This window comes from Sporosarcina sp. HYO08 (genome assembly GCF_001563475.1).
In the GTDB taxonomy this organism is placed as follows: Bacteria; Bacillota; Bacilli; order Bacillales_A; family Planococcaceae; genus Sporosarcina.
Map to the genome: position 1 here is coordinate 290583 of NZ_LPUT01000028.1, position 13417 is coordinate 303999.

Sequence of the window (13417 nt, forward strand, 5' to 3'; positions counted from 1 at the left end):
TCAATGATTGAGGGACAAACGGCCATTACACAATCGATGTATCTGATCAATAAAAAAAGAGACGAGCGGCAAACTGGTAATGGTGTCCTTGGCAAAGATGATTTTATGAAACTGCTCATTGCACAGCTGCAAAACCAAGATCCGACGAATCCGATGAAAGACAATGAATTCATCGCACAAATGGCACAGTTTTCTTCCTTGGAACAGACGATGAATCTTGCAAAATCATTTGAAAGTTTCGCGGCAGCTCAGAAACAAGCACAACTGATCCAATATACGAGCTTCGTCGGTCACTCCGTTCGTTGGCATGAACTAACAGAAGAAATTGATGCAAGCGGTCAACCGATTGTGAATGAAGGCACAAGCGTGATCCGATCTGTTAAGTATGTGGAAGATTCTGTTGTATTTCTTACAGAAGACGGGAAAGAGTTGACGCCGGGTAATATTTCGGAAGTGATGAGCGGCGGTCGTTCAAACGGACTTGTGGAAGCGAGCTTGCTCATTGGCAAAACCGTTGGCTATATGGCAGATGGCGAAGAGAAAACAGGTGAGGTCGTTTCGGTTTCTACAAAAGACGGCAAGATGCAATACGTTTTGGATGATGGGACACGGATCGATGGCAATTCTTTCGTTTCAATTACAAAGTAAAAGAGGGGTCTAAAAAATATGTTACGTTCAATGTATTCAGGTATTTCTGGTCTACGAAACTTTCAAACAAAACTAGACGTTATTGGAAATAATATTTCCAACGTTAATACATATGGCTTTAAAAAAGGCCGTACGATTTTCAAAGATTTGATTTCACAAACTGTGGCGGGGGCTTCGGAAGCGACTGATACGCGGGGCGGTGTAAACCCGAAGCAAATTGGACTTGGATCGCAAATTGCCGCGATTGACACGTTGCATACGGCTGGTTCTACACAGTTTACAGGCAACACGCTTGATTTGGCAATTTCTGGAGATGGGTTTTTCCAGGTGGCGGATGGTGTTAGAACGGGAACAAACAACGAACTTACAGGTTTTTCCAATGTGTTATATACGCGGGCTGGGAATTTCTATATGGATCAAGACGGGTATCTTGTCAACTCTGATGGTAAATACCTTGTAGGGTACGCAGCGGAAATTAGTGGCGGGAATTATGCAATCCCCACTACTAATCCAAAAGAAAAGCCGATACTTATCCCAATAACTGCACAAAGCATGTCTATCGGTCAAGATGGAATGGTTACTTTTGTTGATGATAAAGGTGAATTACAAACTGCAGGGCAACTATTACTAGCTAAATTCTCGAATCCGGGCGGACTCACAAAAAATGGCGGAAATTACTTTGAAGCTTCACCGAACTCGGGTAATCCTACTGTTAATAGCGCTACAACATCCGGCCTAGGCTCCATCAACTCAGGCTTCCTAGAAATGTCCAACGTTGACCTAGCTGAAGAGTTTACAGAAATGATCGTGGCACAGCGCGGTTTCCAGGCGAATACGAGAATTATTACAACGTCTGATGAAATTCTTCAAGAGCTCGTGAACTTAAAACGATAAGGAATGAGTGAGAAGTATGATTAAAGTGACGCGGCTCAATGGTACAACATTCACATTGAACGCGCTATATATTGAAACGATCGAGTCATTGCCGGATACAACGATTACATTAACGAATGGAAAGAAATACATTGCACGTGATTCAGCTAAAAAGATAAACGAAAGGGTCCTTGCTTTTTATCGATCCGTTCATTTATTAGGCGTGGACCCGCCCGTTCGAGGTGATAGCCATGAAGAATAAAGCACTGACGCTTACATTAATTTTTCTAGTCAGCTTGACATTAATCGGAATGATTGGCATGTTTTACTACTTCCAATATGACAAAAAAGAACCTAGCGCTAATCCTACTATTGATGAAATTCTTGAAGCATCGGTCGATGTGGAAGAAATTACAACGAATTTAGCGGGTAAGCAATTCATCCGAATTTCATTGAAGATCCAAACAAACAGTAAACAAGCTGCGAAAGAATTGTCAAAGAGAGATTTCCAAGTGAAAAATATGATTATTCAAGAGCTTTCCGAAATGACTTCCGCGGACTTGGAAGGGAAGTCAGGTAAGCAAAAATTTGAAGAGGCCGTTCGGGCGCAAATAAACGCTTTAATGCAAAGCGGCGAAGTGCAAAAAGTATATATTGTTTCGTCTATGATCCAATAACCGTATAAGAAGGAGGTCGTTCAAGTGCCCGGGGAAATATTATCGCAAAATGAAATTGATGCGCTTTTATCTGCGTTATCGACTGGAGAAATGTCTGCAGAAGAAATGAAAAAAGAAGAACAAACCCGGAAAGTCAAAGTTTACGACTTTAAACGAGCCCTTCGGTTTTCAAAAGACCAAATACGAAGTTTAACCCGTATTCATGAAAATTTTTCAAGACTGTTAACGACTTATTTTTCGGCACAGCTTCGCACATACGTCCAAATTAATGTCGCTTCTGTCGATCAAATTCCATTCGAAGAGTTTATCCGATCGATCCCGAACATGACGCTTATTACGATTTTCGAAGTTCCACCTTTAGACGGCAATATCTTAATGGAAGTCAATCCGAAAGTTGCTTATTCGATGTTGGATCGTTTAATGGGGGGGACTGGGGATAGTACAGAAACCGTTGAGAATTTCACTGAAATAGAAACAAAGATTTTAACAAATTTATTTGAACGTTCCTTCGATAATTTACAAGAAGCATGGGCTAGCATTATCCAAATAGATCCTTATTTAAAGGAGTTAGAAGTTAACCCGCAATTTCTCCAAATGATATCGCCAAATGAAACAGTTGTCGTCATTTCTTTCAACACCGTAATTGGAGAATCAAGCGGTATGATTAATATTTGTATTCCACATGTGGTGCTAGAGCCGATCGTCCATAATTTGTCGGTGCGTTATTGGATGCAATCGAACAAAAAAGAACCAACGGCGGAACAAAGCTTACAAATCGAAAAGCAGTTGAAAAATACGCAGCTTTCAATCGCCGCAGAACTTGGTAACGGTCAGATGACTGTGGATGATTTCCTACACTTACAAGTAGGTGACGTCATTTCGTTAGACCAAAAAATCAACGAGCCGCTATTGGTTAAAATTGGCAATGTGCCAAAATTTACAGCACAACCTGGGCAATCTAAAAATCGGATGGCTGTCCAAGTAATAGAAAGTTTGACAGGGGAGGGAAATGCCGATGAGTGATCAAATTCTCTCACAGGAAGAAATTGAAGCTTTACTGCGCGGAGAATCCTTAACAGGAAAAGAGTCTTTTCCGTCTGCAATTCAAACAAAAGATTGTTTAAATGAGTTAGAGACGGACGCGCTTGGAGAAATTGGCAATATATCAATTGGCAGTTCTGCAACGGCATTATCTGCATTGCTTGGGCAAAAGGTGGACATTACGACGCCGCATATTGAACTTGTCAATACAGAGATACTAGAAAAAGAGTTTATCCATCCGTATGTAGTCGTTAAAGTGAACTACACTGAAGGTTTAAGCGGCATGAATCTTCTAGTCGTCGAGAAAAGTGACGCGGCTATTATTGTCGATCTCATGTTGGGCGGAAATGGGCTAAGTCCGAATATGGAGCTAGGGGAAATTCACTTAAGTGCCGTTCAGGAAGCGATGAACCAAATGATGGGCTCGGCTGCTACGTCTATGTCAATGGTATTTAATAAAAGAGTTGATATTTCCCCGCCAACAGTCGATCTTGTGAATGTTCCAGATGATCAAGTGAAAGATCACCTAGATCATGACGAACTATATATTAAAGTTGCTTTTTCACTTAAAATTGGTGAATTAATAGACTCTACAATTATGCAACTTTTACCGCTCGACTTTGGCAAGAAGCTAGTTGCATCACTAATGGAAGGGACTAGTGAGACAGAGTCCGCCGTGACAAGGGAAATGAGCGAGCCGGTGAAAACGAATGGGACAATAGACCCTTCGCCGATTGGATCTCATCAACAGGTAGAACAAGAACAAACAGAGCGTCAAACGCATGCTGTCGAGAATCATTTGTCACACGGACAAGCTGCCATCCGTGAACAGCAACGGCCGTCAAAACAACCGATCCATGTGCAACAAGCTCAATTTGCAAGCTTCGATCAACCTGCTTTAAGCCAAAATGAATCGAATAATTTGAATATGTTATTAGATATACCATTGCAAGTAACCGTTGAGCTCGGTCGAACAACACGCTCAGTGAAAGAAATCTTGGAAATGTCCAGCGGTTCTATTATCGAATTAGATAAATTGGCTGGTGAGCCTGTTGACATCCTCGTTAATAATCGTCATATTGCCAAAGGTGAAGTTGTTGTGATCGATGAGAATTTTGGTGTTCGCATTACGGATATATTGAGCCAAACAGAACGATTAAATAATTTGAAATAATTTTTTTAGGGGGCTTTTAACAATGGGAAAACGTATTTTAATTGTCGATGACGCAGCGTTCATGCGTATGATGATCAAGGATATTTTAACGAAAAACGATTATGAAGTTGTCGGGGAAGCTGCTGATGGAAACCAAGCAGTGGAGAAATATTTTGAGTTAAAACCAGATCTCGTCACAATGGATATTACAATGCCAGAAATGGATGGAATTGCAGCATTAAAGGCGATTAAAGAAAAAGACCCTGCCGCTACAGTTATTATGTGTTCCGCGATGGGACAACAGGCGATGGTCATTGACGCAATTCAAGTAGGGGCAAAAGATTTTATCGTCAAGCCGTTTCAAGCGGATCGAGTCATTGAAGCCATTGAAAAAGCATTGGGATAAACAAGCTATGCGCATGTTTACAATGAAGAATATGTTCTTCGGTTCAATGTTTGCATTTTTCATGTTGTTTTGCAGCTTGGCATTTCAAGCTAACGCATTCGCGGAGTCCAATACGACGGTTTTAGATTGTGTGAATGAAGAAGAAGGCTGCAGGCAAGCAGGCAAAACAACATCCGAAAAAGAGGTTGTCACGATGGATGTTGACAAAGAAACAAGCCAAGGGGTTGTTTCTTTGTCTGCTTGGGAGTATGTTAAAACGTTTTTGGCGCTACTTTTTGTCATTGGGTTGCTGATTGCCTTACTTAAGTTTATGAATCGGAAAAATCGCCAATACGATCAAAATCGAATGATTAAAAACTTGGGCGGTATTTCACTCGGACAGCAAAAGTCGATTCAACTTGTTACCATAGGCGATACTTATTTTGTCATTGGTGTTGGGGAAGATATTCGTTTACTAAAAGAAATAACCGACGAAGAGGAAATAGCAAAATTGCAAGAATTTTACACAGTAGATGAGGAGCGCCATCTGACGACAGGTCTGCTTCCACGCTTGCTTATGAAAAGTGCAGGTAAAGCAAAAGAAGCACAACATCAATCAAACGGTGAGATGGCTTCTTTCGTTGAACTTTTTAAATCCAAATTACATGAAGTGAAAACAGAGCGAAATGAGCAAGTTAAACGATTCATTGAAAAGGGGCACAACCGAAATGATTAACATTGTTCAATTTTTTTCGGATAGTGACCCTGCAAACGTTTCGACATCACTCAAATTGATGTTGCTGTTAACTGTCCTCTCACTTGCACCGGCGATTCTGATTTTGATGACATCTTTTGCAAGGATTATTATTGTATTGTCTTTTGTCCGTACTGCCCTTGCGACACAACAAATGCCGCCGAACCAAGTTTTAGTTGGGCTTGCCCTATTTTTAACTTTTTTCGTAATGGCGCCAACATTTCAAGAGGTGAATGAAACGGCACTAAAGCCTTTATTTGAAGATGAAATCACCCTTGAAGAGGCTTATGAAAAGGCGAGCGTGCCATTTAAAACGTTTATGAGCAAACATACGCGCCAGAAGGATTTAGATTTATTTCTGCGTTACAACGGGGTTGAAAGACCGGAAACAATTGAAGAAATACCACTCACAATGCTCGTTCCTGCATTTGCAATTAGTGAAATGAAAACAGCTTTTCAAATGGGTTTCATGATCTTTATCCCATTTCTTGTCATTGACATGATCGTGGCAAGTGTTCTTATGTCGATGGGCATGATGATGCTTCCGCCAGTGATGATTTCGTTGCCCTTTAAAATTTTACTATTTGTGCTTGTAGATGGCTGGCATCTCATTATTAAATCATTGCTGCAAAGCTTTTAGGAGGGGTTTTGATGTCGGAAGAAATGGTTATATCAATTGCGGAACGTGCCATTTGGGTGATTTTAATGACCTCCGGCCCCCTGCTCATTGTGGCATTAGTGACAGGACTTGCCGTCAGTATCTTCCAAGCAACTACGCAAATTCAAGAACAGACACTGGCATTTGTACCTAAAATTATTGCCGTGTTTCTTGCGATTATATTCTTTGGGGCGTGGATGCTTTCAACAGTCATAACTTTTACAACAGATCTACTTGAAAATTTAACGCGGTATATTGGGTGATCGTATGATTGAACTAATTCCTTCCCTTCCTGCGTATTTTCTCATTTTAACGAGGGTTACTGCTTTTTTTATTACATTACCGTTCTTCTCTTATCGTACAATCCCCCCTTCACAACGGATATTATTTGGGGCAATACTCTCCTGGATGATCGTTTATTCGATTGATATGCCAGTGCTTGAGTTGGATTATGGCTATATACTACTTGTCATGAAAGAAGCAATGATCGGCCTTTTCATCGGTTTAGTTGCCTATATTATTATGGCGGCGATTCAAATTGCCGGCGGATTTATCGATTTTCAAATGGGATTTGCGATCGCGAACGTTATTGATCCCCAAACTGGGGCTCAGTCGCCGCTTCTCGGTCAGTTTTTTAATATTCTTGCTTTGTTATTACTTTTGGCTGTCAATGGTCATCATCTATTACTGGATGGTGTTTTTTATAGTTATCAATTCATCGCTGTTGACCAAGCAATTCCAGCGCTTGGCAGTAGTCAATTCGCTGAATGGATCATTAAAACATTTGCCGCTGCATTTGCCATCGCCTTTCAAATGTCGATTCCAATTGTTGCGACATTATTTCTCGTTGATTTGGCATTAGGCATTACAGCGAGAACCGTGCCTCAGTTAAATATATTTGTCGTCGGTTTTCCCATTAAAATTGGCGTCAGTTTCATTGTTTTATGGATCATGACTGCTGTTATGGTCGCGGTTATGAAACGTATAATCGAAGTGATGATTATGAGTATGCGAGATTTGATGGTGATCCTCGGAGGTGCCTAGTATGTTGTTGAAATTAGACTTGCAATTTTTTGCAGGTGAAAAAACAGAGAAGGCAACACCCAAAAAACGCCAAGACTCTCGTAAAAAAGGCCAAGTTATTAAGAGCCAAGATGTTACGAGTGCCATTGTACTCGTAGTCGTCTTTTTGTTCCTGTTATTTGCAGCAGGGATGATGAAGCATCAATTCTTTCTCTTTTTTCAACAAGCATTTACGGAGTATGTACAATTATCTCCATTGGATCAGCGACAAACAATGCTGATTTATAGTGAGATGGTTACGCAAATGGCCTTTATATTGCTGCCGATTATGTTAATTGCTGTAGTCGCCGCAGTGCTAGGCAATTTTTTTCAATTTGGTCTTCTGTTTACAACGGAACCATTAAAATTCGATCTGAAAAAAATCGATCCGCTCAAAGGACTGAAGCGCATATTTTCCATACGGGCGCTCATTGAACTTTTAAAGTCATTGCTGAAAATCTCTATGATCGGCTCAGCGACGACACTTATTTTACTATTAAATATCGATAAGGTATTAGGTTTAGCGTTTAAAACGCCAGCAGATGCATTAGATATTGTTGGACAGCTTGTGGCAACGATGGGAATTACAGCATCCTTTGTTTTATTAGCCATTTCTATATTGGATTATTTTTATCAAAAATATGACTATGAAAAAAATCTCCGGATGTCCAAACAGGATATTAAGGATGAACATAAAAACACAGAAGGCGATCCGCTGATTAAGTCACGCATTAAACAACTGCAAAGAGAAACGGCTATGAGACGTATGATGCAGGAGGTGCCTCATGCAGATGTTGTCATTACGAACCCGACACATTATGCGATCGCCTTAAAATATAAAGATGAAGATATGGATGCACCGATTGTCGTGGCAAAAGGTGTGGATTTTCTAGCACAAAAAATAAAAATCATTGCGAACGAACACAATGTCATCATGGTTGAAAATAGACCACTGGCAAGATCGCTTTATGACGAAGTGGACATCGGTGAACGCATTCCAGAACAATTTTTTAAAGCGATAGCGGAAATACTAGCATACGTCTATCGTATGCAGCGAAAAATATAAGCTTATATAGGAAAGAAGGTATGGTGGCATGCAGTTTAAAGATATTGGAGTGTTGGCGGCGGTTATTATGATTGTCGCAATGCTCGTCATACCATTGCCGCCGTGGCTTCTTAGTTTTTTAATTATTATTAATATCACACTTGGATTGATTGTTTTACTGACAGCTATGAACATGCAGGAAGCTTTGCAGTTTTCCATCTTTCCTTCACTGCTCTTGTTACTCACCTTGTTTCGCCTCGGACTCAATGTGTCGACGACGCGTGCAATTTTAACAAAAGGTGACGCAGGGGGCGTCGTGGATACGTTTGGTTCATTTGTAACAGGCGGAAATGTGATCGTCGGTCTTGTCGTATTCGTCATACTGATCATTATTCAATTCATCGTGATCACAAAAGGAGCCGAACGGGTATCGGAAGTGGCTGCCCGCTTCACGCTCGATGCGATGCCGGGTAAGCAAATGAGTATTGATGCGGATTTAAATGCGGGGATGATTTCCGAAGTTGAGGCCCGTACGCGTCGTGAGAAAGTAAGTAATGAAGCGGACTTTTATGGTGCGATGGATGGTGCAACGAAATTCGTCAAAGGAGACGCAATTGCGGGTATTATTATTGTTATCATCAATTTACTCGTGGGCATCATTATCGGTATTGTACAGATGGGTCTGCCTTTTGCAGAAGCGGCTACAAAGTTTTCACTCCTAACAGTTGGGGATGGCATCGTTTCTCAAATTCCGGCATTACTCATTTCAACAGCGACTGGAATTGTCGTCACACGTGCAGCTTCTGAAGGGAATCTTGGTTCCGATATTACGAAGCAACTGCTTGGACAGCCAAAGCTTTTGTATATTGCGGCGGCCACCATATTATTACTTGGACTTGCTACACCGATCAATGATTTATTGACAATACCAATAGCAGCTGCCTTGGCAATTGGCGCCTATTTCATGTCACAACGGACCAAGGAAAGTCCCGAAGAACTTAAGGAAATCGAAGAAGAAACAGAAACGGAAGAATTGAAAAGCCCTGATAACGTCATTGGCCTACTGAATATTGATCCGATTGAATTTGAGTTTGGATATGGACTCATTCCGCTGGTAGATGCCATGCAAGGCGGAGATTTATTGGATCGGGTCGTGATGATCCGCAGACAATTGGCCATAGAACTCGGCCTTGTTATTCCTGTCGTCCGTATTCGGGATAATATTCAACTTCAACCGAACGAATATCGGATTAAGATTAAAGGGAGCGAAATGGCAAAGGGGGAGTTGTTGTTAGATCACTATTTGGCGATGAGCCCAGGCGGAGATGATTCCATTCAAGGAATTGAGACGATTGAGCCGTCATTCGGTCTTCCGGCCAAATGGATTACAGAAGATGTCAAGGAAGATGCAGAGATACAAGGGTATACCGTTGTAGATCCGCCAAGTGTTGTGTCCACACATTTAACAGAAGTCATTCGGGCAAATGCCGCTGATTTAATCGGCCGACAAGAAACACAACAACTCGTCGAACATGTGCGTGAAACGTATCCAATTCTTGTAGACGAACTGACGCCGACGCCATTATCTATCGGGGAAATTCAAAAAGTGCTTGCTAAATTACTAAGGGAGCATGTTTCCATTCGGAATTTAGCGATGATCTTTGAGACACTCGCCGACTATTCAAAATACACGTCAGATGTAGACGTTTTAACGGAATATGTTCGGCAATCTCTTGCAAGACAAATTACAGGGCAATATGCCGCTGCCGGCCAAACGTTAAAAGTGTTGACGGTGTCAGGAAAAGTAGAAAAGCTTATTGCCGACCATATTCAACAAACCGAACAAGGGAACTATTTGACGATCGATCCGAGCCAATCACAGGAAATTGTGGAAACGATCGCGGGTGAAGTAGAAAGGGTCTCATTGATGGATCAATCACCCGTCATCCTTTGTTCGCCAGCTATTCGAATGTACTTACGGCAACTTACTGAACGGTATTTTCCGCAAATTCCAGTATTATCATACAATGAGCTCGAGGCATCTATTGAAGTTCAGAGCATTGGGGTGGTGGATTGTTAATGAAGACAAAAAAGTATACTGCAAATACAATGGTGGATGCACTTCAAAAAGTGCGATCTGATTTGGGAGAGGACGCGATCATTCTAAGCTCAAATCTCGTTCAATCCAAAGGGGTTTTCGGATTGTTTCGTAAGAAATCTGTAGAAGTAGTCGCCGGATATGAGCAACTCTCGACAGATAAATCCAAACATCGTGTTTCGGAACCTGATCACCAAAAGCCGGTCCATGCAGCTGTATCAACAGATGTCGACAAAGAGATTTCTGATATTAAAAAGATGCTTCAACAACTTCAACAAACATCTGAATATGCTCAGCTCCCAAGCGAGTTAAAACCAATGCTTATGCATTTAGAAAACCAAGGCCTACATCACCATTTCGTTGTCGAGCTTGGCAATGACCTTCAGAAAATATTAAAAGCTGCAAAGAAAGATATTAGCGGTTCAGCATTGCCGCGCATTGTGCAAGAAAAGCTTTTAACGGAAATTGCCGATTTGCCATTTGGTGGTCTATCTATGAAAAAGAAATATATTAATGTCGTTGGACCAACTGGCGTCGGCAAAACAACAACGATTGCGAAAATTGCTGCACGCGCCGTTCTTGAAAAGAAAAAAAAGGTAGGATTTATCACGACTGATACGTACCGAATTGCGGCCATTGAACAATTGCGTACATACGCTAATCTATTACAAGCACCTGTTGAGGTCGTATATAACCGAGAGGATTTGCAGCGTGCGATTGAAAAATTAGCGGATCGCGACCTTGTTTTTATTGATACAGCAGGCAGGAACTATAAGGAAGAAAAGTATGTTGAGGATTTATCCAGTCTATTGGATTTCTCTCTTGATATGGAATCTTATCTAGTCCTTTCGATGACGTCAAAGGAAGAAGATATGCGAAAAGTGGTTGATCAATTTCGGGTCATTCCGATCGAAAAATTTATTTTCACAAAGATAGATGAAACGGAGACGATTGGCGCTATGTTCCATTTAATGCGAGATTACAGAATCGGTGCGGCTTATTTCACAGACGGTCAAGAAGTGCCTGAAGATCTGATGGAAGCTACCCCTGATCTCGTCCTATCGCGATTCGTAAAGGATTCGCCATATGTATGATCAAGCGGAAAATTTAAGACGTCAAATGCAACGATCAGAAGCAAAAATAGGGCGTTCCATCGCAGTAGTAAGTGGAAAAGGCGGCGTCGGTAAATCAAACTTTACGATTAACTTTGCTTATGCACTGATAGAAAAAGGACAAAAAGTTTTAATCTTTGACATGGATATTGGAATGGGGAATATTCATATATTGCTCGGTGAATCTCCGGCGGGCAGCTTGCAGCAATACTTGGAAGGGATGAAAGAGTTATCGGATGTCATTCAGCAAACGAAAGATGGTTTGGCGTTCATATCCGGCGGATCAGGATTAGAAACAGTTATGGAGTGGTCAGAAAGTTCATTTCTTAGACTAATCGATGCATTTAGTGAGCTGCAGCAGGCGTATGATTTTATTCTTTTTGATATGGGGGCAGGCGCGACAACACGCGTCATTGAATTGCTTGTGGCAGTCGATGAAATAATCGTGTTGTCTACATCTGAACCGACCTCCATAACCGATGCCTACTCGATGATGAAATTTGTTTGTATGAAAGATTTAAACAAAACGTTTCACCTTGTCGGCAATCGTGTAACGAGAGGAAATGATGGACAAGATGCCATGGTTAGACTCCAATATGCGATGCGAAAATTTTTAGACAAAGAAACGAATATACTTGGATTTCTTCCCGAAGATCCCGCTGTTCCCGCAGCCGTTCACGTACAGCGGCCGTATTTGTTCATGTATCCGAATGCACCCATTTCAAAAAGAATTCGAGCAATTGCAGAAGTTTTTACGAACGTCGAAACGCCAGAATCACAAACGGGGTCAGAGCGATTTCTTCATAAGTTAAAAATGATCTTTTGGAAGGAGAAGATTTGAATTGAATGCCCTAATTCGTAAAAAAGTGCTGATCGTAGACGACTCGGCATTTATGCGGAAACTTCTGACAGACTTTTTAACGGGTCACCCATCTCTTGAAGTGATTGGGGTTGCTCGGAATGGTAAAGAGGCTGTTGAGAAAGTGAAGGCACTCAAGCCAGATGTCGTTACGATGGATATTGAAATGCCTGTAATGAATGGATTGGATGCTGTGCGTGAAATTATGGCGCACACTCCGGTTCCTATCGTTATGTTGTCAAGTACAACGACAGATGGGGCAGAAAACACGATGCTTGCCCTCGAATATGGAGCGGTCGATTTCATCGCAAAGCCCGGGGGAGCCATCTCGTTAAATCTTCACGATGTGAAAGACGAAATCATCCAGAAAGTTTTAGCTGCTTTGCAAGTCCAACGAACATCATTGACTAGAAAAAAAGACATCTTAAAAAAAGATTTCAACAGTGTAACACCCGCATTTTATAACGTTGGCAAAACAGTTATTTTAATCGGCACATCGACCGGTGGACCGAGGGCTTTGCAAGAAGCCTTGAAAAAACTGCCTGCTACGATTCAAGCGCCTATTTTAGTCGTCCAGCATATGCCTGCTGGTTTTACAAAATCACTTGCAAATCGATTAAACGGACTATGTGACATTCATGTGAAAGAAGCTGAAGATGGAGAATTGCTAGTAAATGGCACAGCTTATATAGCGCCGGGGAACTATCATTTATCCATCAAAAAGGTAGGGACAAGTTATTGCGTCAACTTGGACAATGAACGGTCACCACGAATGGGCCATCGTCCGTCTGTCGATGTGCTGTTTGAGTCTGCTGCTCAATATGAAAATTTGAATGTGGCTGCTGTTGTCATGACCGGCATGGGGCAAGATGGAATGCGTGGACTAAAGTTATTGAAAAAATCCGTCAAAACGGTTTCAATTGCCGAAAGTGAATCTTCATCAGTTGTTTTTGGAATGCCCAAAGCGGTTATTGAAGCGGGACTTGCGGACATGGTTGCTGATGTGCAAGACATTCCAAAGTACTTGATAGATTTGATCAAATCGTAAGGGG

At 41.5% G+C, this 13417-nt stretch carries 16 protein-coding genes; all 16 read left to right on the forward strand.

Going from position 1 to position 13417, the window contains the following annotated elements:
* Positions 1–3: 3 nt before the first annotated feature.
* From flgD to AU377_RS12885, 16 genes are read left to right on the forward strand one after another with little or no spacing between them, the layout of a single operon-like run.
* Positions 4–648: a flagellar hook assembly protein FlgD gene (gene flgD, locus AU377_RS12810; RefSeq protein WP_067408156.1), complete on the forward strand. Its 645-nt coding sequence runs from the start codon at positions 4–6 to the stop codon at positions 646–648.
* 18 nt (positions 649–666) lie between these two features.
* Positions 667–1542 carry a flagellar basal body rod protein FlgG gene (gene flgG / locus AU377_RS12815; RefSeq protein ID WP_067408157.1) on the forward strand — a complete coding sequence of 292 codons (876 nt, stop codon included), beginning with the start codon at positions 667–669 and terminating at the stop codon, positions 1540–1542.
* Positions 1543–1558: 16 nt separating this feature from the next.
* Positions 1559–1783 (forward strand): flagellar FlbD family protein, encoded by a 225-nt coding sequence (locus tag AU377_RS12820; protein WP_067408158.1) that lies wholly within the window; start codon positions 1559–1561, stop codon positions 1781–1783.
* Positions 1773–2198 (forward strand): flagellar basal body-associated protein FliL, encoded by a 426-nt coding sequence (gene fliL, locus AU377_RS12825; RefSeq protein ID WP_067408159.1) that lies wholly within the window; start codon positions 1773–1775, stop codon positions 2196–2198. Before AU377_RS12820 ends, fliL begins: the two co-directional genes overlap by 11 nt.
* A 24-nt stretch (positions 2199–2222) precedes the next feature.
* Complete coding sequence (gene fliM / locus AU377_RS12830) at positions 2223–3221, forward strand: flagellar motor switch protein FliM (RefSeq protein WP_067408160.1); 999 nt, start codon at positions 2223–2225, stop codon at positions 3219–3221.
* Positions 3214–4413, forward strand: coding sequence for a flagellar motor switch phosphatase FliY (gene fliY / locus AU377_RS12835; RefSeq protein WP_067408161.1), 1200 nt, complete (start codon positions 3214–3216; stop codon positions 4411–4413). The genes fliM and fliY overlap by 8 nt, the downstream gene beginning before the upstream one ends.
* A gap of 22 nt (positions 4414–4435) precedes the next feature.
* Positions 4436–4798, forward strand: coding sequence for a response regulator (locus AU377_RS12840; protein WP_067408162.1), 363 nt, complete (start codon positions 4436–4438; stop codon positions 4796–4798).
* Positions 4770–5513, forward strand: coding sequence for a flagellar biosynthetic protein FliO (locus AU377_RS12845; protein WP_067408163.1), 744 nt, complete (start codon positions 4770–4772; stop codon positions 5511–5513). Before AU377_RS12840 ends, AU377_RS12845 begins: the two co-directional genes overlap by 29 nt.
* Positions 5506–6171: a flagellar type III secretion system pore protein FliP gene (fliP, locus tag AU377_RS12850; RefSeq protein WP_067408164.1), complete on the forward strand. Its 666-nt coding sequence runs from the start codon at positions 5506–5508 to the stop codon at positions 6169–6171. The genes AU377_RS12845 and fliP overlap by 8 nt, the downstream gene beginning before the upstream one ends.
* 11 nt (positions 6172–6182) lie before the next feature.
* Positions 6183–6452: a flagellar biosynthesis protein FliQ gene (gene fliQ, locus AU377_RS12855; RefSeq protein ID WP_067408165.1), complete on the forward strand. Its 270-nt coding sequence runs from the start codon at positions 6183–6185 to the stop codon at positions 6450–6452.
* Positions 6453–6456: 4 nt separating this feature from the next.
* Positions 6457–7233 (forward strand): flagellar biosynthetic protein FliR, encoded by a 777-nt coding sequence (gene fliR, locus AU377_RS12860; RefSeq protein ID WP_067408166.1) that lies wholly within the window; start codon positions 6457–6459, stop codon positions 7231–7233.
* A 1-nt stretch (position 7234) separates the two neighbouring features.
* The gene (gene flhB, locus AU377_RS12865; RefSeq protein ID WP_067408167.1) at positions 7235–8317 is read left to right on the forward strand and encodes a flagellar biosynthesis protein FlhB; all 1083 of its coding nucleotides are present in this window, start codon (positions 7235–7237) and stop codon (positions 8315–8317) included.
* Positions 8318–8345: 28 nt separating this feature from the next.
* Positions 8346–10376 carry a flagellar biosynthesis protein FlhA gene (flhA, locus tag AU377_RS12870; protein WP_067408168.1) on the forward strand — a complete coding sequence of 677 codons (2031 nt, stop codon included), beginning with the start codon at positions 8346–8348 and terminating at the stop codon, positions 10374–10376.
* Positions 10376–11488: a flagellar biosynthesis protein FlhF gene (flhF, locus tag AU377_RS12875; RefSeq protein ID WP_067408169.1), complete on the forward strand. Its 1113-nt coding sequence runs from the start codon at positions 10376–10378 to the stop codon at positions 11486–11488. Before flhA ends, flhF begins: the two co-directional genes overlap by 1 nt.
* Positions 11481–12347 (forward strand): MinD/ParA family protein, encoded by an 867-nt coding sequence (locus AU377_RS12880; protein WP_067408170.1) that lies wholly within the window; start codon positions 11481–11483, stop codon positions 12345–12347. Before flhF ends, AU377_RS12880 begins: the two co-directional genes overlap by 8 nt.
* 1 nt (position 12348) lies before the next feature.
* The gene (locus AU377_RS12885; protein ID WP_067408171.1) at positions 12349–13413 is read left to right on the forward strand and encodes a chemotaxis response regulator protein-glutamate methylesterase; all 1065 of its coding nucleotides are present in this window, start codon (positions 12349–12351) and stop codon (positions 13411–13413) included.
* Positions 13414–13417: the final 4 nt, after the last annotated feature.

Bases quoted from the DNA above. Each gene is read 5' to 3' on its own strand.
- flgG (WP_067408157.1), top strand. From the start codon at position 667: ATGTTACGTTCAATGTATTCAGGTATTTCTGGTCTACGAAACTTTCAA.
- fliP (WP_067408164.1), top strand. From the start codon at position 5,506: ATGATTAACATTGTTCAATTTTTTTCGGATAGTGACCCTGCAAACGTT.
- AU377_RS12840 (WP_067408162.1), top strand. From the start codon at position 4,436: ATGGGAAAACGTATTTTAATTGTCGATGACGCAGCGTTCATGCGTATG.
- AU377_RS12880 (WP_067408170.1), top strand. From the start codon at position 11,481: ATGTATGATCAAGCGGAAAATTTAAGACGTCAAATGCAACGATCAGAA.
- fliL (WP_067408159.1), top strand. From the start codon at position 1,773: ATGAAGAATAAAGCACTGACGCTTACATTAATTTTTCTAGTCAGCTTG.
- flgD (WP_067408156.1), top strand. From the start codon at position 4: ATGATTGAGGGACAAACGGCCATTACACAATCGATGTATCTGATCAAT.
- fliR (WP_067408166.1), top strand. From the start codon at position 6,457: ATGATTGAACTAATTCCTTCCCTTCCTGCGTATTTTCTCATTTTAACG.
- flhB (WP_067408167.1), top strand. From the start codon at position 7,235: ATGTTGTTGAAATTAGACTTGCAATTTTTTGCAGGTGAAAAAACAGAG.
- fliY (WP_067408161.1), top strand. From the start codon at position 3,214: ATGAGTGATCAAATTCTCTCACAGGAAGAAATTGAAGCTTTACTGCGC.
- AU377_RS12820 (WP_067408158.1), top strand. From the start codon at position 1,559: ATGATTAAAGTGACGCGGCTCAATGGTACAACATTCACATTGAACGCG.
- fliQ (WP_067408165.1), top strand. From the start codon at position 6,183: ATGTCGGAAGAAATGGTTATATCAATTGCGGAACGTGCCATTTGGGTG.
- flhF (WP_067408169.1), top strand. From the start codon at position 10,376: ATGAAGACAAAAAAGTATACTGCAAATACAATGGTGGATGCACTTCAA.
- flhA (WP_067408168.1), top strand. From the start codon at position 8,346: ATGCAGTTTAAAGATATTGGAGTGTTGGCGGCGGTTATTATGATTGTC.